Below are 22609 nucleotides of genomic sequence, written 5' to 3' on the forward strand. Positions count from 1 at the left end.
CATCTATAGTGGTCAATTAAATAACGTTAAGCGTCGCTACTAATTCTTTATTATGTACTTCAATGGACTCTAATACGGCTTTAACCATGGTTTGGGTTAAGTCGTCTTTAAGCTTGTAGATTGGCATTTTGTCAAGTACAGGATTAACAACTTGTTCAGCTATTTGAATCACTTGTGGGGTGAAAAATTCAGGCATGCCGTCAACAGTCACCTCATGCACTTGCATATTGGTGACATAAAATGCAGCGTCTTCAGCTTGATAGCTCAGTGACCCCGTCAAACGCGCATAACCACGTTTTTCTAATCCCGCCATTAATAACTTAACATTGAGTTGTAATTCAATTTCATTTTTATCTTTTGCTAATTTGACTACCGGGTTAGTTAACTCAACCGTTATAAAAGGTGTTTTCTTTACTAGCGGCATCACCTTAGCGACTTTCTCTTGCAACTCAGCTTCAGTGAATTTAACCGTGAGTGCCTGTGCCGGTAATATCGATGCGCAGATTACAAATATTATTAGTATTAGCTTATTCATCATTTTAACTCTCCGTGTTAGCACTAAAACCAACGCGATTATCACCCACAGAATAAGCAATAATTTGACTCAATTCTTGTAAGCTATACCCAGACTCTTTCTGCCATTGATTAAAAGCATTTTGGATCGCGGTTAAGCTACGTTTGGTCATTAACCCCCCATCAATAAGCTGATGGCCACGGAAATAAGCTTCAACATCCGAGCTCAAAATAAAGGTGTCTTTACCTAATCGGCGTAATGCATACGGGCCGGTATTACCACCTAAACGGCTGCCGTGTTTTTTCATGTATTGCCACAAACCCACCACGTCATCTGCAGGCCATTGTGCTAACCACTTCGCCACAGACCCATACTCATCACAGATCTCTTTTAACCACATCGCATTATCACGCACTGTTTTTACTTTGGTATAGTTGCGAATAATTTTAGTATCGGCCGCTTTACGCTCTAACATATCATCGGGCATTAAGATCAGTTTATCGATATCAAAACCCCAGAATACCTCTTCAAAGCCGGCCCACTTAATTTCAATAATCCGCCATACAAAGCCTGATTTAAAGATGGCACGGGTAAATTCCGCCAACACATCGCTGTTCTGTACATTAACAAGCTCGGCATTTGTCAGCGGTTGCGATAATAAATACGCTAATGCTTGTTCCCCGCCTTTGCGTTCAGCAGCTCGGTGGTATATTTTGTCGAATGATTCCATTAGTGTTTATAACCTGTATCAATATATACCTGTAGTTTATCGCAATTTTATTCCAACTCGCAATGCTGAAAAGAAAGAAGCGTTTGCAATACAACAACACTACCTCCTAATGATTGACTTAACTTGCATAATTTATCACTTTATTGTTCAATACACTTAGTGATAAACGTCGGTGATAGAAACATTTACGCCATATTGGTTCTTATAATCAGCATATTATCCGTGATAATTCCACGCTTCGTTTACTCACTATCACATGACAATTTCCAAATAGCACTTACTTGGAATAAAAATTCACTGCCTTTAATTATGATTGGGAGAGCTTATGCACCTGCAGATTAATCAACTTAATTGGTCTGTTACCCATAAAGCCATTTTAAAAAATATAAATATGACTGTTAAACACGGTCAATTTGTCGGTTTGATCGGCGCTAATGGTTCTGGTAAGTCATCATTATTACGTTGTGCTTATCGCCGTTACCAGCCAGATTCAGGTCAGGTATTGTTAAATCAAGTAGATATATATACCTTATCTGCAAAATACGTCGCTCAACATGTCGCGGTCGTATTACAAGAGATGCCTGCTGAATTTGGCTTCACCGTTAAAGAAGTCATCGCGATGGGATTAACCCCCCACCAAGGGTTGTTTTCAAATGCCACAACATACCAACACCGTATTGATGACGCATTACATAAAGTCAATTTAACAGCCAACAAAAACCAATGTTTCGACCTACTGTCAGGTGGCGAAAAACAACGCTGTTTATTAGCGCGAGCCTTGGTGCAACAACCACAATTGCTTATTTTGGATGAACCAACAAACCATTTAGATATTCATTATCAATATGAATTGCTTGATCTTATCGCATCACTTGATATTTCGGTGTTGTGTACCTTGCATGATTTAAACATCGCGGCACGTTATTGCGATCATTTATACCTAATAGATGATGGTGAAATAGTGATGCAAGGTTCACCAAATCAAGTACTAACCGAGCATACATTGCAACGCTATTTTTCAATGGACGCCATTGTTCGTCAACAAAGTCATAACGATATACCTTACATTCGTTATATAGCGCCGATTAAATCCTCTGCTACCCCTTATTAAACATCACTCATAAAAAGAATTAACTATGAACAAATTTAACGCGCACTTAAAAAAAATTGGAATGATTGCTCTACTCATGCCATCCATCGCAGGGGCAGCCGTATCGATTGACGTATGCGGTAACATGGTAGATTACCCTAACGTCCCCACTCGAGCCGTAGCTAATGATATTAATATGCTCAATATTATGGTGGCTCTAGGACTCAAAGACAATATGGTCGCTTATTCCGGCGTCACAGCATACAACACAATACCACCAACACTCGCGGCACAAATTACCGGTTTACCCGAGATAGCGATAAAACAGCCCTCGGTTGAAAATTTACTTAATATCGAGGCGGATTTTTTCTTTTCCGGCTGGAATTACGGTATGCCTGTAGGCGGTCCGACGACACCTAAATCATTAGCTCAATTTGGCATTAAAACTTATCTGATTAAAGAGTCTTGTGCCCACGTACAACACAAGGTTGACGCCAGCTTAGACGATACGTTTTACGATATTAGGGCGTTGGGTAAGATATTTGCGATTGAAGCCAAGGCGGAGGCATTAATTGCCTCTTTTAAGCAGCGCTTATCAGTGCTCCAAGCACAATTAAATGGCGTTGATAAAACCACGGTATTTGTTTATGACAGTGGCATCGACAAGCCATTTACAGCCGGTAAATTAGCCACGCCAAATGCCATTATTGAAGCTGCCGGTGGGGTTAATATTCTCAGTGATTTAGCCGTTAGCTGGGGGGCTGTTAGCTGGGAGTCAGTTGTTGATGCAAACCCTGAACACATCGTTATAATTAACTATAATAGCTCCAAAGCTGAAGACAACATTGCGTTCTTAAAACGCTTTCCTGCCACCGCAAACTTGACTGCGGTACAACAAAATCGTTTTACTATTATCGATTACACCGCTGCGACACCCGGCATCGAAAATATCGATGCGATTGATAAATTAGCCCGAGACTTACATCCAGAGCGTTTTAAATAAATGAACAATCAACCTTGTAACAACGTGATAAGCCCAAGATCACAGCAGCATAATCAATGCCAAGATAAACGCGTAATAAAGCTAGCGTGGATCTTATTCATCTTAACTTTTCTGTTATTTATGTCTGTTGTAGTCAGTACTACATTCGGCTCGAGCGATCTAAAGATGCAAACGATCATCTCGATTATAATCAATAAATTAATACCCGATAGTATGCCTGTTATTTGGAGCAAGGGACAAGAATCCATAGTTTGGTTTATTCGTTTACCGCGCATTTTACTGGCGGTGCTTGTTGGTGCCGGTTTAGCCTTGGTTGGCACTTGTTTGCAAGCTGTAACGCGTAACCCAATGGCTGACCCTTACCTGTTTGGTGCTTCGGCAGGTGCATCACTTGGGGCTGTATCAGTTATTTCATATGCAGGTATTTTTATTGCCCCCTTTGACAATGCTCTGAGTATCCCGGTAGCCGCATTTATCGGCGCATTAATATCAATGTTAATGGTGCTATACCTCGCTAAACAAGGACAATCATTGTCACAACACAAACTCATTTTAAGCGGTGTCGCCATCCATTTCATGCTGATGTCGATCACTAATTATTTGATCTTTGTTGGCGATCAAAAGATAGCGGGTTCAGCGTTATTTTGGATGTTAGGTGGCTTAGGTGCTGCGCAATGGTCGCAACTTATTTATCCGCTTATCGCATTGTGTTTAGCATTGCCCATTATGTTGTCTTGGGCTAACTCACTTAATGCCATCATGGCGGGTGATGAAACTGCTATCACACTGGGGGTTAACGTCAATGGTCTGCGTTTTATGGTCTTCTTATTATCCGCTTTAGTCACGGGAACCATGGTTGCCTTTAGTGGTGCGATCGGCTTTGTCGGTTTAATGGTGCCTCATATCGTGCGGATCTTTGTCGGTGCCGATAACAACAAAGTATTGCCCATCAGTGCTTTGGTCGGGGCTTTGCTGTTAGTTTGGGCTGATGCCTTAGGCCGGACATTAATAGCCCCACAAGACTTACCTGTTGGCATAGTAACGTCCGTCATTGGCGGTGGTTTTTTTGTTTATTTAATGGCAAAAAAATAATCGTAAACAATATTAAAAACGCGCCACTTAATGAAAAGTAAGGCGCGTTTGTATTTGCTTTGAATTTTGAGTATTACGACTGACTGATCGTTACTTATTCCAACGCTTAAAGAGCAACGAAGTATTAATGCCACCAAAGGCGAAGTTATTACTCATCACAACGTCAGTGTGGATCTCACGGCCTTCACCGCGAATATAATCAAGATCGCCACATTCAGGCGCGATATTGTCTAAATTGATAGTCGGTGCGAACCAGTTATCTTGCATCATGTTGATTGATGCCCATGCTTCAATTGCGCCACAAGCACCCAAGGTATGACCGAGATAACTCTTTAATGAGCTGATTGGTTTTTTACCTAACGCAGCAGCGGTGGCGTTGGTTTCGGCAATATCACCGCGATCGGTTGCGGTACCGTGGGCGCACACATAACCGATTTCAGCGATATCAATATTGGCATCTTCAACCGCTTGTTCAATGGCAATTTGCATCGTAGCAGCGGTTGGTTGGGTAACGTGTTTACCATCAGAATTACAACCAAAACCAATAATTTCAGCATAAATTTTCGCGCCACGCGCCAGGGCATGTTCTAACTCTTCTAGGATCAGCGTACATGCACCTTCACCAATGACTAAGCCATCACGATCAGCATCAAATGGTCGCGGTGTTAATTCAGGTGTGTCATTTTTCACACTGGTCGCATACAAGGTATCAAATACGGCCGCTTCGGTAATACACAACTCTTCAGCGCCACCAGCAACCATCAAGTCCTGACGACCAAATTTAATCGCTTCATACGCATAACCAATGCCTTGTGAACCCGACGTACAGGCCGAACTGGTGGTAATAACACGCCCCGTCAAACCGAAGAATACGCCTACGTTTACTGGCGCTGTGTGTGACATAGTTTGGATATAACTGGTCGCTGTTACGCCAGACATGTTACCCGTGTCCATCATTCGGCTAAAATTAATCAGTGGCTCAGTAGAACCCACAGATGAACCATACGAGATCCCCGTACGGCCATCGGTTAATGCGGGGTGATCTAATAACTGCGCTTGTTCTAATGCCAATTCTGTTGCCCGTGTCGACATTAACGATACGCGCCCCATTGAACGCACTTGTTTACGTTTATAGTGTGCTGGTTTTTCGAAATGCAGCACTGGCGCCGCTAAGCGGGTATTAAGTCCATCAAGATAATCCCATTCAGGCATCACTTTAACGACATTTTTACCTTGTTCTAATCCAGCTTTAAACGTAGGCCAATCATCACCAAGCGCGGTGATCGCAGACATACCTGTTACAACAACTCTTCTCATTAGATCAGTCCACCGTTTACAGAGATAACTTGACGGGTAATGTAAGCCGCACAATCAGACATTAAGAATGACACGGTACCCGCCACTTCTTCTGGTTTGCCCATACGTCTTAATGGGATCATTTTTTTGATTTCATCGAGCGGTAGATCTTTAGTCATGTCTGATTCGATTAAACCAGGTGCGACACTGTTTACCGTGATCTTACGTTTTGCTAGCTCAAGTGATAACGCTTTTGATGCCGCAATAATACCGCCTTTGGCAGCGCTGTAATTCACTTGACCACGGTTACCCATTAGGCCAGAAACAGATGCCATAGTAACGATACGACCGCCTTTTTTAGCGCGTACCATCGGCATTACCGTTGGGTGGATCACATTGTAAAAACCGTCTAAGCCAGTACGGATCACGTCATCCCAGTCTTCGCCTTCCATGGATGGGAATGCCATATCACGGGTAATACCGGCATTGCAGACTACGCCATAATACGCGCCATGTTCAGCGATATCCGCTTCGATACTGGCTTTTGCCGCGGCTCTGTCGCACACATCAAATTGTAATAAGCTGGTGCGTTGACCGAGTTCAGCAATCTGAGCACAAGTATCCTGCGCAGCCTCAACACCCGAACGGCAATGCACGGTGATATCAAAACCGTCTTTGGCTAATTGCAGCGCAATCGCTTTGCCCAGTCCACGACTTGAGCCAGTTACTAGAATACGTTTACTCATGATTATCCTTTAAAAATTGTGCTGGATCCTGCGGTTGGAATACATTGATGTTAGCTTTTGCTAGTACCGCATTATCTTCATCTTTTATAACGCAATCAAAAACACACAGTCCTGATTCGTCTTGAATTAGTTTTTTGGCTTCGATTAACAAGGTCTTCCCTACTTTAAATATACCCACTTCGGCGTTATATTTACGGGAGCCAAGCAGGAAACCAATTTTCACTTCACCCGCATCATCTAATGCATGTGCACCACCATAAGCCGCAATGGTCTGCGCCATATATTCGCAGCCAACATAACTTGGTACGCCCTGTTTGGCGCTATCAAAGAAAGGGTTCGTGGGCGTAATAGTCACTCGGCAACTGACGTTTTCGTCGTCATAACTCACCAACTCATCAATTAAGATCATCGGTGCGCTATGCGGTAATACGTCCGCTATTGGGTACTTTTTCACTGCTATTTTCCTATCACTAAACTGATATTGTTACCGCCAAAAGCAAATGAATTACTCATGCAGGTTTGTAACTTATTCTTAGCTGTACGCTCGGCATTGGCCTTGGCATTCACTAAGTTTATCGTCGCAAGGTTGTTATCTACCTCACCATCGCTGACATTAACCGGCACTTTATGCGCTGGGTTATATTCATCATTCAGTAATAACCAGCAGATACCCGCTTCCAATGCACCTGCGGCACCTAATGTATGCCCAGTCATGCCCTTAGTCGACCCGCACAATACCTCACTACCACAAGCGTTAAACATGGCTTTGGCTTCCATGTCATCATTCTTTGGCGTGCCGGTACCATGCAGGTTTACATAATCTATTTGTGAGCCTTGTAACTGCGCTTCGGCCAATGCTGCTTGCATCGCCCGTAATGCGCCCTCACCTTCTGGATGCGGTGCCGATAAATGGTGAGCATCAGAGGTTTCAGCCGCCCCCAATAATTGAATACCGCCCTGCTCTTTAGTGACGACAAATAACGCTGCCGCTTCACCAATATTAATGCCATCACGGTCTGCCGCAAACGGATTAGTCTGTGTGGTCGCTGTTGAGGCTAATGCCTTAAAACCATTAACAGTCAGTTTTGCTAAGCTATCAACACCACCCGCAATCACTACATCGGCTAAATCAGCTTCCAATAATGCTTGCGCACTCACCAGGGCTTTACCACTGGATGAACAGGCTGTCGAAATACTGTAAACCGGTCCTTTAGCCTGACATAGATCAGCAATAAACTGCGCTGTGGTGCCCATTTCCTGCATTTTGTAATGGTAGTTATCTGGGTATTTGCCTGTCGCGAGTTTTTGCTTTAATGCTTGTTCGCCGTATTCGATACCCGAGGTACTGGTTCCTATCACTACTGCGATACGTTGTTGACCAAACTCAGTAATTAACGGCGCTAGCGTATCGGCAATTTGTAAATAAGCCAACTGACCAAGCTTATCATTACGAGTAAGCATTTTACCGTTAGTATCCGCTTCTAAGCCAGAGCCTGTTTTATTAAAAGTTGTTTTATCAAAAGCTGCATCAGGTACACGTCCCACATATTGAGGCTCTGCGTTTGGCAACTCGCTATCAAGTACTAAACCACTACGGCTACCTGTTAGTAATCCTGCGGTCACAGATGCTTTCGAATCGCCTAATGCGCATACCACACCAAAATCTTTTAGACAGATACTCACAGTGACACCTTAGTTAATTCTGTTATTGTTATTTGATAATCGCGCAGTAAATGCTTAAGGATATAACGATTATCGAACTTTTCGACGGTTAAAATAACCTGACCATTTTGGGTTAATGTACGCGTCCAATCCGTTGCAGTTTGACCTGAACTATGTCTAAACTCTTGTTTGAACAAGCCATTGGTCGCTGACTGTAATTGCGCAAATGGCCAGTTCACCCATTGCAGATCTGCAATCACATAACTGATATCTAATCCCGGTACGGGCACATATTGATTAATCACAGCTTCGTCATTCACGCTCCACAATACATCAAACAGCGGGATACCTGATGGTGTCATTGCGACTAATTTAATTTGCGTTTCAGTAAACTCGACTTGGGCTAATAAACTGTGAATTTCACCATCAAAATCTGCTTCAATTAGCTGTGTTTTCGCCTGCATCTGTAATGCTGCTGGCGGCGCAGTCAGTTGTAAGGTGACACCGGGAGCCATAGTGACTAAATGGCTTTGTGGCATGCTAATACAGCCAGTTAATAATAAGGCCGTGAATAACACAGCGCTTAATCGCGGTGCATTTAACTTCAATACACTTAACCTCAGTACACGTAATCTCGGTAAACAGGTCCACTTCATTTTGCTACCTCAATTTCCTTGTTATTCAGATCGTTGTCAGTTTCTTCCATTTCAACCTGCTTAGCACCCAGTGACGCTACTTGTTTCGCGCTTAGCGGCGCTAATAGAAAGACTAACAAAATGCCAAACATAACAGTTAAACCGAAACTTTCTACCGCAGGCGTCACACTTAGCGCAAGCACACCAAATACCAGCGCAGATGAAATAGCCGACAAGGTTATCGCTAAAACGGTATTACGTTGTAATCCATGCTCTTGATAAAAAATAACATAATCAATGGCTAAGGCGAGAATAAGTAATACCGCTAACAAATTGAAAATATTAAGATGACCTAAGGTTAATTGCGTTAATAGCAAGGCACCGCCAGCACTGACCACAATACTTAATAACCCTAACAAGCCTTGCATCAAGCCAAAACGTAAACACAATACCATCGTCACCACTAATATTGCCCCTGCGAACAGTAACAATAACGCTTGGCGATAATGGCTTAATGCCGCAGACACTTCCGCTGGTTTATTATCAATGCTCATGTCAGGTTGTGCTGCGATCCATTGCTGTAAGTCAGTATTTAATGCCACACCGGAAGTTTCAACCCACAAGGCGTACTTCTCATTGTCATCACTAATCTGGTATTGATAAATATACACTTCAGATAAAGCCTGCAATGGACCTGCATTAAACGCTGCTAACGTTAACGGCTTAAATTCATCTACCGTATCGGTTAACCCTAAGATCGCTAACCCCTGCTGGAAAACCTGTTGTTGCTCAGCGTCTTTAAGCAATTCATTATTTGCTTGCTGCTTGGCTACCGACGGTAATAAACTGGCAATACTCTTCACGGTTAAACCTTGCAGTTGTGAATTCTGTAATCGTGCAAGCAAGACTTCTTGACGCTGCAATAAGGTTTCACTGTCATCAGCAGTGATCACAATACGCTGACTGTGTTGGTAACCCATTAACTTCGCCATCTTGATCTCGTTATCAATCAAAAACGCGGGGCTGGAATTAAGTAACCGGATATCGTCATTAAAATTAATGTCATCGATGACAATCGCGCTGACTAACCCTAAGCTCAATACGACAAACACGAGTCGGCGTTGCTGGTGCAGTTTTGTTAACCAAACATTTAGCTTATCTGTTAACACCCAAACACTTGGCGTTACGCTAATTTTGCCTGTTAGATTAAAATAAGGCAGTAATAGCAGCACAGTTAACAGTGCACCGAACAAGCCAAAGATCATGAATACGGCCACTTGACTCAATAAGGATAACGGCGACATGATAAGGGCCGCATAACCCAGCGCAGTGGTGATAAAGCCTAAACACAAGGCGGTGCGGATCGATTTAATACCACCACGAGTATTTAAGCTCACAAAGGCATGAAAGCAGTAATCAATCACAATACCAATTAAGGTCACAGCAAAGACTAAGGTGAGTAAATGCAATTGATTGAATAAAGTAACGACTGCCGTTAAGCCATAAACCACTGAAATGGTTAATACCATGAGCGCTAAATTCACCGGTTTTGCACTGCGAAATACCATCAAGATCATCAATAACACGGCGAGTAATGAGATAACACCAAAGGTCGACATTTCATATTCAGCTTGCTGACTGGATTCTGCCGTGTGGAATAACACCCCACTGTAAAGCACATCCACATCAAACTTGCTTTCTAATCGTCGGAACTCTGCTTGCAACTGCTGCGAAAATGCTTGAGTTTGCTTCACCGAGAAACCATCAACATCAACCTTAATTGGCATGATGTAATGCTTTAATCCATTTTTATTGACGACAATAATGCCCTGTTCAGTTTCAAACGATTGTAACTGGGTTAAACCTGTCGCCAAAAAATCAGCCAAATTCAGTCTTGGGGAAATAGCTAAACTACCGCTAACGAACGGATCGCTTACTTGGGTTAACTTACCTAACACGAAGTTATTGATGGCTTGAGGAGTGCTTAACAAAGCTTGATAGTCATCGGTCATGACACTGTCACGATAAGGCTGATAAAACGCAATCACCTCGCTGATATCAGGGACTGTCATTGATTCGTTTTCAATGCCATCAAATGACGTAATTTCATTAGCTAACTGGCGATATGCCGGGATCGCCTGTTCACCCGATATAGCCACCAGCACCCGTTGATTAGCTTGTTGGAATAATGCAGCCTTGGCTTGCTGTATGTTATATTGCTGGCTGGCTTGCGCTTGGCTGTCGGTCGGTAATAACGACAGAATGTTAGTCTCTATTTGCCATTGCCCCCAACCTAACTGATAACCTGCTAACAGCAATACCATAGCCAATTGCAGCAAGTAACATTTCAGCCCAAGCTTTTTATTAAGATCTCGGTTATTACTGCCACGGCTGTCACTGCGACTGTTCGCGCTAAGATTAGAGTTGCTCACGAATAGCCTTTGGCAGTTCATCAACCGCTGTCAAATTAATCGTAATCTCGGTACGGTTACCCGAGGTTTCAAACAATACTAAATGCTCGACAGTATCCTTCCCGCATAACTCAATCACCCGCATAACTTTGGCTATCGTCGCGTCTTTTGGCGTTAACTCAATACAGGTTTGGTTTGAAGATGCTGTTTTTGTTAATGATGCTTTTGTTGATGAAGAAGCGGCCAAACTAAATTGGCTTTCTAGCGCAGCAAGGTCCCCGGACAAGGCACTCATGAGCACAGTTGCAATGGGCGTGGCATTATTGATTTGTTTCTGCTGCTGACGATGGTCAATGGAAAATAACCCCTCGTCTTTGAGTATCATGGTCGAGGCAATCGGTTGGCTGGTATGCCAAACAAAACCCAAGGCTTGATCTAAATACAACTCACCCGTTGAGGTTATAGGGTTTTTCAGTACCGTAAAATACTTGTTTTGCACAAACGTGCCACTGGCTATTGTCAGCGGTTTAAACTGTGATAATAATACCAGCGGCGCTTCAATCGTACCGTTACTTGAATCTGAGCTTAGGCCTTTAACATCATCGCCAGCAAACACATTACTGGCCAATGACATTAACAGCAGTAGTCGTAACCAACTACCCATTCAATTCACCGTTCAATTTATCAGTAAAGACAGTAGGTGTCACAAATTGCAATTCTTGTGTTTCTAAATCAACGGCAAGCTGGATCGTCGATGCTTTGGTTAATTTCTTACCCGTTTCTAAACAAGTGATCAGGTATTCCATTTTTAAGCGCGATTCCACTTCAACTAAATGTGCATCCACTTTGATCTTCTGCGCATAACGCGCCGAAGCAATGTACTTCACGCGCATATCGACAATCGGCCACACGTAACCTGATTTACTCATATCTTCATAATCGTAATTCATTTTACGTAATAGCGCGCTGCGAGCCACTTCAAAGTAACGCGCATAGTTACCGTGCCACACGACTTGCATCGGATCACAATCATGAAACGGTACGTCAATAATAACGGATTCTGATAACAGACTATTTTTGCTCATTTATTTATTACCTGCTCATATCTTTTACATGAATTATTGATAAAGCGCCCAACGCTGGGTTTGAATAGCGTCAATTGTAAAGCGTAATAGACTTTCCATTGGTCGGTCTTCTACTAGCGGTTCAAAGAAGCTGCAAATGTCGTTATACATCGCTTGAACAGCGACAGGTAAACTGGCTAAATCTAACTCTTTACGTTCAATACGAATGCGTAAACCTTGTACTGTCGCCAATAATGTCGTCGCTAATACTTGCTCAGTAAGCTGTAACACCCGCATTGCATCACGCGAGGCAATCGTACCCATGCTTACTTTGTCTTGGTTGTGACATTCAGTAGAGCGTGAGAACACACTGGCTGGCATGGTCTGTTTTAATGCTTCTGCAGTGTAGGCTGATGCGCCAATCTGCATGGCTTTAAAACCGTGGTTAATATAACGACGTTCTTCACTGCTCATGGATAAGTTTGATGGCAAGCCATTACTATATTTAGTATCAACCAAAGACGCTAACTGACGGTCAGCAAGATCGGCTAGGTTAGCAACCGCAGTTTTCATGCTGTCCATTGCCATCGCGATATGACCACCGTAAAAATGACCACCGTGTAATACGTGCTCACCTTGACCATCAATAATCGGGTTATCGTTTGCCGAGTTCAGCTCGTTCTCTATCATTTGACGGAACCAAGGCAGTGAATCCTGTAATACCCCGATAACGTGCGGCGCACAGCGAATAGAATAACGATCTTGTAAACGGTCAGCATTACGCGGGTGTTCTGCATGATTTAAATCATTACGGATCCACGTAGCGACTTGTTGCTGGCCTGGGTGTGGTTTTACCGAGAATAAGATCTCATCAAAATGATGGCTGTTACCTTGAATAGACAGACTCGCCATAGCGGTAATACGCGCCGCCAGTTTAGTAAGATAGTTAGCACGATCAAACGCTAAACAAGCAACAGCCGTCATGACCGCTGTGCCATTCATGATCGCTAATCCTTCTTTAGGTCGCAATACCAATGGTGTTAAACCCACCTCGCGCATGACTTCACCACTGTTGCGGATCTTGTCTTTGTAATACACATCACGCTCGCCAATTAATGCCCCAGCAACATAAGATAACGGGGTTAAATCGCCACTTGCGCCTACCGAGCCTTCTTGTGGGATAGCTGGAATAATATCGTGTTCTAAGTATGCTGCGAGTAAATGCAGCATTTCCCAGCTTACGCCAGAATAACCTTGTGCTAACGAAGTAAGACGGGTCGCTAACACAGCACGGCCTTCGGCAACACTGAATAACTGCCCTAAACCACAACCGTGAAAACGGGTAAGGTGTAATGGCAATTCATGTACGAGATGAAGTGGTACTTTGACTGTCACTGAATCGCCATAACCAGTGGTTACGCCATAAATAACCCCATCTTCTTTTAATAAGCTGTCTAAAAAGGCTAACGCTGAATCAATCTTATTGGTTAATTCTGGTGCATTACTGATACTGACATGCTTTTCTTGTTTCGAAATTGCAACGATATCTTCAATCGTTAAACGTGATTCGCCAAACTTAATTGTTGCTTTAGTGGTAGCCACTGACTTCTCCAAACTATTTCTTACGTTCTACTTTATGGTCTTCTTGCCAAAAATCAAAAAAGTTAAACCATTGATACGGGTATTGCAGACAAAAGTGTTCTAACCTTTGCGCATATTGATTAATTAACTCGCCGATATCGGCTTGTCTGGTTTTACGTGCAAACTTCAACTTATCTGATACATGCTCAAAAATAAGGTGATATTTGTTACCGTCTTTCAAACAAAACAGATAATACACAGGACATTCCAGCAACGAAGCGAGAATAAATGGCCCTTGTGAAAACGGCGCTTGCTGACCTAAAAAATCGGCATAAACCACGCGTCCAGGAGATGTCGTACTGGTGCGATCACCGACAATCACGACCTTCTCACCCGCTTCTACGCGTTGTTTTAATAAAATGGCTAAATCAACACCCACATCTGACACTTGAATGAAGTTAACATTCACATTGGGGTTAATTTTTTGCATTATCTTATTAAACTCAATCGCATGATGAGTAAAAACCAATACATTAATACGGGTTTTATACTTACCCACACTGAGCGTGCGACATACTTCCAAATTACCCAAGTGCGAGCCAATAAATACCGCGCCCTTATTATCTTCGAGTAATTTTTTAAATTTTTCGTCATAACTGTACTGCACTTGATCGATAGTGATCTTGCCAGTCCAAGCATCGATCTTATCAAATGCACCTTGGGCAAAAGTATAGAAATGTTTAATACCTTCTCGATGACCCGGCTGTTTCGAACTGCCTTTGCGCTTGGCAATTTTGCCAAGGTAATTTAACGAGGCTTTTTTACTTTCCCCACCGGTGAAATACAAATACACAATCACGGGATAAAGAATAATAGATAAACCGGTACGGCCTAGAATACGGTAGCAAAACAGTAATGTTTTCATACCAAGGTAGGTACCGCGCTCTTGCATTTTGGACCAGTGTTTTGTGGTTGCCATATTGCCACTCTTTCCTAACTAATTTTCTAAAATAAGCTCTAAATCAGGTTCTAAATTTACGCAATAATAACTGCGGTAAACGTTTTAACATGCCAAACACTAACCGGGTGTGCATCCATGAAATAGCCACGTTGTCTTCCCATAAACGGAAGTGCGATACGCCATTTTCAGGGTAGTTAACCTTGGTTGGTAAGAACGTCGTTTCTACGCCATCCCAATATAAACGTACCATGATCTCGGTATCAAACGCCATGTAGTGGCCAAGAGTGCCATGTTTCGCTAACAAGCCTAACGTCTCAGCCAGTGGATATACCCGAAAACCACACATGGTATCTTTAATATCAAATGATAACGTTTCAATCCATACCCAAACATGGGTTAAATAACGGGCGTAATAACGATGCTTCGGTACCGATTCATTATAAATTGGTCGGCCACTAATGAGCTGATTTGGCTGTGCCTGTGATAATGCCACCAGCTGATTAATATCAGTAATATCATGCTGGCCATCGGCATCCACCTGAATCGCGTGGGTAAATCCCATGCTATCAGCCTGTTTTAAGCCCGTTTGCACCGCCGCACCTTTCCCCTGATTATAGGGATGACTGACTAGCGTCACATAACTGTATCGTTCCGCCAATGCCTGCATAAATGCGCTACTATCAGCATCACTGCCATCATTAATCATGATCACAGGTAACTGGAATTCCGCTAAAGACCCTAATAACTTATCAATCACGACCGTGTGATTATAGTTAGGAATGACAATGCAATAACTCACACTTCACCTGCTTTATTGTCTTCTGAAATAGTTAGCGTTATTTCTTCTAAAACATGATTAACCGCTGTTTCAGCAAAAATAAGTCGACCAGAAGAATTGGATTTAATATCACCGTTTGGCGTTGTCGATTGATAACTGAATAGCACTTTTTCGGTTGATTTTTTAGTGAGCGTGAGCACGACTTCTTGACCCGGTAAGATCATTTCCTGAAACTTCAGCACTTGAATATCCATCACATCTGTTGCGCTAATGTCTAAGTATTGTTGTGCGAACTTTGCCGCCCAATGCAATTGCACCACACCCGCTAAAATTGGTGCTTGATCGAAATGACCTTTAAAGTAATCTAGGTCTGCCGGGATATGCAAGGTTAATACAGCGCTTTCATCGCTTAGCACTTTATTCAGGATCCTTGCATCCACTTTTACTAATTCAGTCAAACAATTTCTCCAATTCTTTAATCACTAATTTACCTTGAGAATTAAATGGCATTTGCGCTGGGTAGCGCCATTTCTTAGGTAAACAGATACGTTCAAACTCACTGAGTAAATGCTGTTTAAAGCTATCATTCAATGACTTTTTACTTTGTTCGTTCAGTAATGCTTGCCCTTCAGCTGTCAGCTCAACAACTGCCGCTAACACTTGTTTTTTGACGCCATCAAGTACGATCACACGCACTTCATTAACCAGCACATGTTGCAGTAAACAGCGTTCCATATGATCGAGATTAATACGTTTTTCTTCATGTTTAATCGTGCGGTCAGCACGGCCTAACATTTCAAAGTGCTGCTCATCAATGCGCTGAACACGATCTTCAGTCACGTAATTCGCTTCATTAATGTAGGGAGATGTTAACACCAACTGCGCAGTTTCAGCCATCACACGATAACTAATATCAGGGAAAACCTGCCACGCACTTGGGGTAGTACCTTGACACTGTCGCCAGGCAATACCACCGGTTTCAGTGCTGCCAAACACTTCGATGGGTGCTTGTGACAATTGCTTAAATAACGTTTTCGCAATTTCAAACGGTAACGGGCCGCCAGAACTAAACACAGCTTGTAATTGCGCTTTGTTAGCCATCAAGACATTGTCTAAACTCAGCCGTTTTAGATGCGCAGGGCTTGAGATCAATAATGCAGTTTGGCGGTTATCATCTGTTAACTTGTCACCTAACTCTTCAGTTAACAGCTGACTAATATGTTCTGGGTATTCAAAGGTATCGTTAACAATGGCCAAGCCAGATTTTAACGGTAACAAGAGTTTAAATAACAGGCCATAGATATGCTGATGGGAAACCGTGCTTAATAATAACTGTGAAGTATCTAAACGCGCAGTAAAGGTATTAATCAATACATCAACTTCGCAGTTAAGCTGACTAAACTGTTTCACAATAGGTTTATGCTGTCCGGTCGAGCCTGAGGTAAAGAAGGTAATTTGACAGTCTAATGGCGTAAACAGATCCGTTCTATTTTGTAATGGCTGGATCTGAGCAGCAATCACATCATGTCCGGCGATACTGTTCGTATTAATTAAAGGCGTGTCGATTAATGCTACATTTATCGCATCTAGCCCATCAACTTTAATATCACCTAACGTAGCCTGACATTGCAGCGCGATATGCATGAGCGTTTGCTGCTGTGCATTCGGTGGCATAACAATGTGGCGACCCTCTAGTGCGAGGGCAAAAAAACCAACACTAAACTGATAGCTGGATTGATGAAATAACAACACACTATCTGCATCAGTTTGGCGAATCACCTGCCTTGCATCGTGAATATCAGCACTAAACTGCTCAAAACTATAGGCTTGCTTGTTAAGATAAAAGCAAATATCACGCTGACATAGCGACTGTCCCGTCATTACTTAAGCTTCCTTGTTCGCAGTTTCAATGCTTGGGTTGTCACTGTTATCGGCATTATTCTTAGCGTGTTGACGCTGCACAAACAGGCGCACAACAAATTCAACCGCACATAGACTGCCAATCAGAATATAGGCAATGAAACCGTTATAAATAGTCCACACTTTAAATGAGCAATATAACGCTGTGTACAATGAAATACTGGCGTTAATGATGAAGAAACCACACCACACCAAGGTAACTTTACGTGTGTAACCCACCGCATGTTCAGGTAAGTTCGGATCTTGTAATCGCGCAAACGTTTCAATAACGGTGGGCGGTTTAAAGTATGAATACGCAAATACCGCCAACATGGCAAAATTGACCATCAGCGGATATAGCTTAAAACCAATATCAGAGTCCGTGAATAACGAGGTAACTATCGCCAAGCCACCCAGTGCGGTAGCAGGTAACAACCAAGGCATTTTATTTAAGACACCACGTAACATCACTAAACGCGACATTAATAAGGCTAACAAACCCAAGGCAAGCCAAAAAGGACTAACATAATTTAGTCCTAAATAGACAGCAAAGGGATAGAGTAATAAGCACAATCCCAACAGCACAGTAACTACTTTTTTCAACATAAGTTTTTCAACATAAAGTCTTCAACATAGCTTCTTCACATGTCATAGCACGATGAACTAAGCAGACAGCGATTATTTCGCTAACGTTAGTTTTTCGATTTCGTTAACAACGTCTTCTACTGTACGTACTAATTTAAACACTTCAGGTTCAATTTTTTCGTTAGTAATGTCGCGTAATTTAATCACTAAATCAATGGCATCAATACTGTCTAAATCTAAGTCAGTATATAAATTAGCTTCTAGGCTAATATCATCGGCTTCAATTTCAAATTCTTCAACTAAGATATCGGCTAATGTTTGGTAGATCTGTTCTCTAGATTGCATGGGAAATCCTTAATTAAGCCGCAGCGCGAGTCTGAGTAATGAATGCACTTAATGCATTAATCGATGAAAAATGGTGTTTAATCTCTTCCGAGTTTGCATCGATTTTGATGTTGTAATGTTTCTTTAGGATCAGACCTAATTCAAGCGCATCGATGCTATCTAAACCTAAGCCTTCAACAAACAATGCATCCGCATCGTTAATATCTTCAACTTCAATATCTTCAAGGTCTAGTTCCGCAATAATAAGCTTCTTTAGCTCAGTTTTTAATTCAGTCATGGGTCAGTAGTTCCTGTTTAAAATAACTTTCAAGTTCACGGCAATAATGGCGAACTTGTTTACTCATGGGTGTTCCTGCTGCAGTTGAAATTGACGGCACATTGCGTGTTAACTGCAGCATAAATTTAGCTTTTTCGCTTGGAATTTGATACCAAGATTCTGCTTTGGTTAATGTACTTGGCGTTACATTAATTAATACAGTGGTAATGGGTGCCTGACAACGTAAGGCGATATTGGCTGCGCCACGTTGAAAAACTAATTCTTTTCCCGGTACGGTACGTGTGCCTTCTGGGAAAATAATCAGATTATTACCCTGCTCTAATGATAATTTGCACGCATCGAGCAAGGCTTCGGGGTCGGCGTTACTGATATAACCGGCATTTTTAATCACCCCACGAATAAAGGGATTACTAAATAAATGCGCTTTAACCACACAATCAGCATTGGGGATAATAGAAAGCAATACCACCACATCAATCAATGACGGGTGATTGGCAAGAATCAGTTGCCCTTGTAGCTGCGCCAGTTCAGCGCGATCGCGCAGATCAAATTTGAAGATCCGCGTAAACGCCATCATGGCAATAAAAAACCGGAAACTGTAGTGTACGGTTTTACGCGCAGCACGTTTCTGTGCTTGTTCACCACGAATACACAATTTCTGTAGCGGAAATACCAACACCGTCAGTATCAACCCACCCACGCCAAATAAGCTAAAGCACGTGGCTGTAGCAAATAAACGCCAAAGATAATTAAGCGCTTTATAAACACAGTTAAGCGCCTTAAACATCCATCGTTCCAGAGATTAAATCACAAGTCCAAACATGGCGATCAGACGTATACTGTAACGTTGATTTTGGTACTATTTTTGGTGTTAAACCTAAGTTGGTATCAAACCAGTTAATAAAACACAAGGCTGCGGGCAAGTTCAATTCAGCCGTATCTTGTTGAACGCCTTGCTTATCGCCGCTTTCAGCGCCTTTTTCAGAGCCCGAGAAGGCGCTAAAATTAATGTCGATATTGGCAATTGTCGCTGGCGTAGGTGTTAGCGTCACCACCATAGCAACCGCGTGGTCCACTTGCTGTTCATCTTGGAACTGGGAATACAATTCTGGCAGTTCACGGTCGACATGTACGATAAGTAGCTTATTCGCACGACCCGATTTTAGTCGCGCGTAGGCATCAACAAACGCATAAAAGAAGCTATCTTTACCTGCAGAAATGGCGTTAATTGCTTGTTTGTTTTGCTTGAGGATACTGTATAAACCCGGCACTGCATTATGGACAGAAGTACTAAATGCGGTGGGTGAAATGTCTTGTTCTGCAGCAATATCAGTCAGTAATGCTGATGTTTTGTGTAAATCACCATGACGACTCGAGAATACAATATCAATTTGTGCTAATTTTTCTGATATTTCAAGTTCTGACATTTCAAGTTCTGGTGTTTCAGACTCTGATGTTTCAGGCAATGTAGAAGGTGCAGAGAGCGCATTTTCTGCCGTATAAAGTGCAATTTTAGCGAAAGGACTTAAACGACGACGTTGCATTGCAGGCACAAACTCTAACTTTGGCCAAACTGATGATTTTTGTTGAATGCCGTCGGATTTGTTAGTTTTTTCAGCGCAGGAAGTTGACCAAGAGCTAATACTTTCTAGATGTAACTTCAACGGTTTCTCCTAAAACTAAAATGGCGGCAATAAATATGCCGCCATAATAATTAATCGTTAACAATAAATCAACAGCTAAATTTAAAACGCAATAACTATCAATTGGTTACAAAGGATGGTTTATTCTATTTTATAAGCTGATAATGACTATTTGATTGTAAATGCAACAATAACAACGCTTACTTTCGCTTACAAAATATTACTGTCAATATTCTCGATTATTTCTTCTTACAAGCGAGAAGCGTATGACCGAGACCTAAATCATCGGTATCTTGATCGACATACATACCCGCGTCTTGGATCAAACGCATCATATCTTTAGAGTGATACATACGACTATTACCATTGGCCATAGCAGTAAAGTAGATCGAAGTAGCATTAACACAATAAGCACCCGCTTCGTAGGGTTGTCTATCCCAGAACGTTTCTAAGATATATAAACGGCTATCGGCAGTCATTACGTCAGCAGCACGTTTAAGAATACTTAAGATCTCGCTTTTGCTAAAACAATCTAAAAACTGACTCATCCAGATGGTATCGGCACCAGCAAAGAAGGTTCGGCTTTCATCAAGTAAATCAGTTTCATGGCCGTGAATACGATCGTCAACACCCGCCTCTTTCGCATTTGCCAACGCCACATTAAGCTGCCCCGGTAAATCCATGATAGTAACGTTGACGTTTTCATCATGCTTGGTACACGCTAATGACCATTTACCGGTATTGCCACCCACATCTAAAATGTGTTTTGGCTTGTGCTCGAACAATAATGCCAGTACTTCAGGAAAGGCATGGTCTGAATAGTAATGATCAAATTCGAACCAGCTTCTTTTCGCTTCTTCCGGTAATTGACTTAAACCTGGGTAAATCGTTTTCCAATCACCAAATACATGCAGGCCAGCTGGCGTACCGGTTTCAATGGCTTTATCTAAATCAAACAGACCTTGGTAACAAACATGGTGGGTAAAATCGAGATTCTTTAATGCCATATCATCGTGAAGCAAAAAGTAACCCACTTTATCTAAAATAAAGTTGTCATCTTGTTGCCACACTAAACCCATGCTTAGTCCCATATCAAGCAATACACTGATACCGTATTCACTGGTATCCAGCTTGTCTGTCAATGCTAATAAACTGATGCCTTGTTTACCTGCGTCATCAACTGCTTTTAAAATACCAAACTTTAATAGGCAACGCGCCACCTGAAATGCAACGGGTGCAAAGGCAATCTTCTGTGCTTCGAACTTTGCATTAAACGCTGAGACTTCAGCTGGTTTATCATAAAAAGCCATTATTACTCCATGAGTTAATTCAACACTCTAATATATACTTACGAGTCTAATATAAATTACCATTCGATTCCTTATTAACATCATGTTTTCCCATAAAAAAAGCGATGATCACTTAAACTGTAATCATCGCTCATTCATTTAATGTTTAATATACCCTTCATTAGGTTTGCTGATTGTGCATTTGAAGTAGCTTGGGTATAAAAGTGAGCTACACGTATTAGTAATTTAATATCAGGCGGGAACCACTTCCCCACTTTTAGTTAATGCATCACTGCTCTCACAAATTTCATAAATAGCGCTGTTTCAATATGCCATTCTGAATGGCAATAAGGCAAAACATGATGCATCTATCATTTAATTAAAATACAGAGAGTAAGGTGGAGAGAGACTAACTTCTTGCTCGTTTCGGAGAAGTTATTTAATCACTATTCCCATCACATTAGAGAGATATTATGAAGCAAGTAAATCCTTACCTTCCGTTTTTGTTTTCAACTTTCAAGCGAGATCATAGCCTGATGCTAAGTGATTTAAAATGGAAAGCTTTTGAATCTCATGACTTTTTAGGCGATGGTGAAGATTGGGCGTTGCTGTTAGAAAATATGCTTTCAGAAAAGGATCCAAGCTTATTAGAAAAACTGAGTTTTGGTGATGAAACGCTAATGTTTACCATTCATAGTGAAGACAAAGATGCATTGCATACAATTGCTGAAATGGTCTTTGAATTTTATGATGATGATGATTTATTAGATGCGTGTATCGCCCGTTATGCTCAGTACGAATTTGAACCAGAATTAACAAGTAAATCCGAGTGATCAATACGACGCACCTGATTTAAGCCTTAATTTCAATTTAGCAATAGTGTCAATAATGCAAACCGTCCAATTTGAAGCATAAGATGTCAAACATTAATACGGTGACAATTTATGCTTCAGCATACATACCAACGCCAATTTAGTTATCTACGCCAGTACCAATTGAGTTTTGCTG

At 41.9% G+C, this 22609-nt stretch carries 25 protein-coding genes; 4 read left to right on the forward strand and 21 right to left on the reverse strand.

The genetic code is table 11. The features are described 5' to 3' along the window. Window positions 1-16 precede the first annotated feature (16 nt). Window positions 17-538 carry a DUF1439 domain-containing protein gene (locus PE36_RS03560; RefSeq protein WP_006030592.1) on the reverse strand — a complete coding sequence of 174 codons (522 nt, stop codon included), beginning with the start codon at window positions 536-538 and terminating at the stop codon, window positions 17-19. A 1-nt stretch (window position 539) separates the two neighbouring features. Then, window positions 540-1244 (reverse strand): DNA-3-methyladenine glycosylase I, encoded by a 705-nt coding sequence (locus PE36_RS03565; protein WP_006030593.1) that lies wholly within the window; start codon window positions 1242-1244, stop codon window positions 540-542. Between the two features lie 325 nt (window positions 1245-1569). Here PE36_RS03565 and PE36_RS03570 point away from each other — a divergent pair, with 325 nt between their 5' ends. Genes PE36_RS03570 through PE36_RS03580 form a run of 3 tightly spaced genes read left to right on the forward strand, consistent with a single transcriptional unit; the run spans window position 1570 to window position 4429 of the window. Continuing rightward, on the forward strand, window positions 1570-2355 hold the full coding sequence (locus tag PE36_RS03570; RefSeq protein ID WP_006030594.1) for an ABC transporter ATP-binding protein: 786 nt from the start codon (window positions 1570-1572) through the stop codon (window positions 2353-2355). A gap of 25 nt (window positions 2356-2380) precedes the next feature. Then, window positions 2381-3337, forward strand: coding sequence for an ABC transporter substrate-binding protein (locus PE36_RS03575; RefSeq protein ID WP_006030595.1), 957 nt, complete (start codon window positions 2381-2383; stop codon window positions 3335-3337). Continuing rightward, entirely contained in the window at window positions 3338-4429 is a 1092-nt protein-coding gene (locus tag PE36_RS03580; RefSeq protein WP_006030596.1) for an iron ABC transporter permease, read from the forward strand. It abuts the gene before it with no gap. A 90-nt stretch (window positions 4430-4519) separates the two neighbouring features. Here the strand turns inward: PE36_RS03580 and PE36_RS03585 are convergent, their stop codons facing one another. From PE36_RS03585 to PE36_RS03675, 19 genes are all read right to left on the reverse strand, one after another. Further along, a complete protein-coding gene (locus PE36_RS03585) occupies window positions 4520-5746 on the reverse strand; it encodes a beta-ketoacyl-ACP synthase (protein ID WP_043993814.1) in 1227 nt (408 codons plus the stop codon). Next, complete coding sequence (gene fabG / locus PE36_RS03590; RefSeq protein ID WP_006030598.1) at window positions 5746-6471, reverse strand: 3-oxoacyl-ACP reductase FabG; 726 nt, start codon at window positions 6469-6471, stop codon at window positions 5746-5748. The genes PE36_RS03585 and fabG overlap by 1 nt, the downstream gene beginning before the upstream one ends. Further along, on the reverse strand, window positions 6464-6925 hold the full coding sequence (locus PE36_RS03595) for a hotdog family protein (RefSeq protein WP_006030599.1): 462 nt from the start codon (window positions 6923-6925) through the stop codon (window positions 6464-6466). The genes fabG and PE36_RS03595 overlap by 8 nt, the downstream gene beginning before the upstream one ends. A gap of 2 nt (window positions 6926-6927) precedes the next feature. Then, entirely contained in the window at window positions 6928-8154 is a 1227-nt protein-coding gene (locus PE36_RS03600; RefSeq protein WP_006030600.1) for a beta-ketoacyl-ACP synthase, read from the reverse strand. Next, a complete protein-coding gene (locus PE36_RS03605) occupies window positions 8151-8789 on the reverse strand; it encodes a DUF3261 domain-containing protein (protein WP_006030601.1) in 639 nt (212 codons plus the stop codon). The genes PE36_RS03600 and PE36_RS03605 overlap by 4 nt, the downstream gene beginning before the upstream one ends. Continuing rightward, window positions 8786-11200: an MMPL family transporter gene (locus PE36_RS03610; protein ID WP_006030602.1), complete on the reverse strand. Its 2415-nt coding sequence runs from the start codon at window positions 11198-11200 to the stop codon at window positions 8786-8788. The genes PE36_RS03605 and PE36_RS03610 overlap by 4 nt, the downstream gene beginning before the upstream one ends. Continuing rightward, window positions 11187-11843 carry an outer membrane lipoprotein carrier protein LolA gene (locus PE36_RS03615; RefSeq protein WP_006030603.1) on the reverse strand — a complete coding sequence of 219 codons (657 nt, stop codon included), beginning with the start codon at window positions 11841-11843 and terminating at the stop codon, window positions 11187-11189. The genes PE36_RS03610 and PE36_RS03615 overlap by 14 nt, the downstream gene beginning before the upstream one ends. Beyond that, the gene (locus tag PE36_RS03620; protein WP_006030604.1) at window positions 11836-12264 is read right to left on the reverse strand and encodes a thioesterase family protein; all 429 of its coding nucleotides are present in this window, start codon (window positions 12262-12264) and stop codon (window positions 11836-11838) included. Before PE36_RS03620 ends, PE36_RS03615 begins: the two co-directional genes overlap by 8 nt. A gap of 33 nt (window positions 12265-12297) precedes the next feature. Beyond that, window positions 12298-13845 (reverse strand): histidine ammonia-lyase, encoded by a 1548-nt coding sequence (gene hutH, locus PE36_RS03625; protein WP_006030605.1) that lies wholly within the window; start codon window positions 13843-13845, stop codon window positions 12298-12300. Window positions 13846-13858: 13 nt separating this feature from the next. Beyond that, window positions 13859-14803, reverse strand: a complete 945-nt coding sequence (locus PE36_RS03630) for an acyltransferase (RefSeq protein WP_006030606.1) — start codon at window positions 14801-14803, stop codon at window positions 13859-13861. Between the two features lie 43 nt (window positions 14804-14846). Next, window positions 14847-15584, reverse strand: a complete 738-nt coding sequence (locus PE36_RS03635; protein ID WP_006030607.1) for a glycosyltransferase family 2 protein — start codon at window positions 15582-15584, stop codon at window positions 14847-14849. Next, window positions 15581-16021: a hypothetical protein gene (locus PE36_RS03640; protein ID WP_006030608.1), complete on the reverse strand. Its 441-nt coding sequence runs from the start codon at window positions 16019-16021 to the stop codon at window positions 15581-15583. The genes PE36_RS03635 and PE36_RS03640 overlap by 4 nt, the downstream gene beginning before the upstream one ends. Continuing rightward, a complete protein-coding gene (locus PE36_RS03645) occupies window positions 16014-17444 on the reverse strand; it encodes an AMP-binding protein (protein ID WP_006030609.1) in 1431 nt (476 codons plus the stop codon). Before PE36_RS03645 ends, PE36_RS03640 begins: the two co-directional genes overlap by 8 nt. Window positions 17445-17447: 3 nt before the next feature. Continuing rightward, the gene (locus PE36_RS03650; RefSeq protein WP_006030610.1) at window positions 17448-18068 is read right to left on the reverse strand and encodes a hypothetical protein; all 621 of its coding nucleotides are present in this window, start codon (window positions 18066-18068) and stop codon (window positions 17448-17450) included. Window positions 18069-18140: 72 nt separating this feature from the next. Continuing rightward, window positions 18141-18392: an acyl carrier protein gene (locus tag PE36_RS03655; protein WP_006030611.1), complete on the reverse strand. Its 252-nt coding sequence runs from the start codon at window positions 18390-18392 to the stop codon at window positions 18141-18143. 13 nt (window positions 18393-18405) lie between these two features. Continuing rightward, a complete protein-coding gene (locus tag PE36_RS03660; RefSeq protein WP_006030612.1) occupies window positions 18406-18669 on the reverse strand; it encodes a phosphopantetheine-binding protein in 264 nt (87 codons plus the stop codon). Next, complete coding sequence (locus tag PE36_RS03665; RefSeq protein ID WP_006030613.1) at window positions 18662-19456, reverse strand: 1-acyl-sn-glycerol-3-phosphate acyltransferase; 795 nt, start codon at window positions 19454-19456, stop codon at window positions 18662-18664. Before PE36_RS03665 ends, PE36_RS03660 begins: the two co-directional genes overlap by 8 nt. Next, window positions 19449-20333, reverse strand: a complete 885-nt coding sequence (locus PE36_RS03670) for a beta-ketoacyl synthase chain length factor (protein ID WP_006030614.1) — start codon at window positions 20331-20333, stop codon at window positions 19449-19451. The genes PE36_RS03665 and PE36_RS03670 overlap by 8 nt, the downstream gene beginning before the upstream one ends. Window positions 20334-20551: 218 nt before the next feature. Next, on the reverse strand, window positions 20552-21622 hold the full coding sequence (locus PE36_RS03675) for a methyltransferase (protein ID WP_006030615.1): 1071 nt from the start codon (window positions 21620-21622) through the stop codon (window positions 20552-20554). A gap of 452 nt (window positions 21623-22074) precedes the next feature. On the opposite strand from PE36_RS03675, the gene PE36_RS03680 reads away from it, so the two are divergent. Continuing rightward, window positions 22075-22434, forward strand: a complete 360-nt coding sequence (locus PE36_RS03680) for an Imm51 family immunity protein (protein ID WP_043993816.1) — start codon at window positions 22075-22077, stop codon at window positions 22432-22434. Window positions 22435-22609: the final 175 nt, after the last annotated feature.

This window comes from Moritella sp. PE36 (genome assembly GCF_000170855.1).
Classification (GTDB): domain Bacteria; phylum Pseudomonadota; class Gammaproteobacteria; order Enterobacterales; family Moritellaceae; genus Moritella.

Excerpts from the sequence above, each read along its gene's own strand:
- PE36_RS03655 (WP_006030611.1), bottom strand. The coding sequence starts at position 18,392 with ATGCAATCTAGAGAACAGATCTACCAAACATTAGCCGATATCTTAGTT.
- PE36_RS03675 (WP_006030615.1), bottom strand. The coding sequence starts at position 21,622 with ATGGCTTTTTATGATAAACCAGCTGAAGTCTCAGCGTTTAATGCAAAG.
- PE36_RS03615 (WP_006030603.1), bottom strand. The coding sequence starts at position 11,843 with ATGGGTAGTTGGTTACGACTACTGCTGTTAATGTCATTGGCCAGTAAT.
- PE36_RS03560 (WP_006030592.1), bottom strand. The coding sequence starts at position 538 with ATGATGAATAAGCTAATACTAATAATATTTGTAATCTGCGCATCGATA.
- fabG (WP_006030598.1), bottom strand. The coding sequence starts at position 6,471 with ATGAGTAAACGTATTCTAGTAACTGGCTCAAGTCGTGGACTGGGCAAA.
- PE36_RS03630 (WP_006030606.1), bottom strand. The coding sequence starts at position 14,803 with ATGGCAACCACAAAACACTGGTCCAAAATGCAAGAGCGCGGTACCTAC.
- PE36_RS03645 (WP_006030609.1), bottom strand. The coding sequence starts at position 17,444 with ATGACGGGACAGTCGCTATGTCAGCGTGATATTTGCTTTTATCTTAAC.
- PE36_RS03575 (WP_006030595.1), top strand. The coding sequence starts at position 2,381 with ATGAACAAATTTAACGCGCACTTAAAAAAAATTGGAATGATTGCTCTA.
- PE36_RS03585 (WP_043993814.1), bottom strand. The coding sequence starts at position 5,746 with ATGAGAAGAGTTGTTGTAACAGGTATGTCTGCGATCACCGCGCTTGGT.
- PE36_RS03620 (WP_006030604.1), bottom strand. The coding sequence starts at position 12,264 with ATGAGCAAAAATAGTCTGTTATCAGAATCCGTTATTATTGACGTACCG.
- PE36_RS03565 (WP_006030593.1), bottom strand. The coding sequence starts at position 1,244 with ATGGAATCATTCGACAAAATATACCACCGAGCTGCTGAACGCAAAGGC.
- PE36_RS03605 (WP_006030601.1), bottom strand. The coding sequence starts at position 8,789 with ATGAAGTGGACCTGTTTACCGAGATTACGTGTACTGAGGTTAAGTGTA.
- PE36_RS03650 (WP_006030610.1), bottom strand. The coding sequence starts at position 18,068 with ATGTTGAAAAAAGTAGTTACTGTGCTGTTGGGATTGTGCTTATTACTC.
- PE36_RS03665 (WP_006030613.1), bottom strand. The coding sequence starts at position 19,456 with ATGTTTAAGGCGCTTAACTGTGTTTATAAAGCGCTTAATTATCTTTGG.
- PE36_RS03580 (WP_006030596.1), top strand. The coding sequence starts at position 3,338 with ATGAACAATCAACCTTGTAACAACGTGATAAGCCCAAGATCACAGCAG.
- PE36_RS03680 (WP_043993816.1), top strand. The coding sequence starts at position 22,075 with ATGAAGCAAGTAAATCCTTACCTTCCGTTTTTGTTTTCAACTTTCAAG.
- PE36_RS03570 (WP_006030594.1), top strand. The coding sequence starts at position 1,570 with ATGCACCTGCAGATTAATCAACTTAATTGGTCTGTTACCCATAAAGCC.
- PE36_RS03660 (WP_006030612.1), bottom strand. The coding sequence starts at position 18,669 with ATGACTGAATTAAAAACTGAGCTAAAGAAGCTTATTATTGCGGAACTA.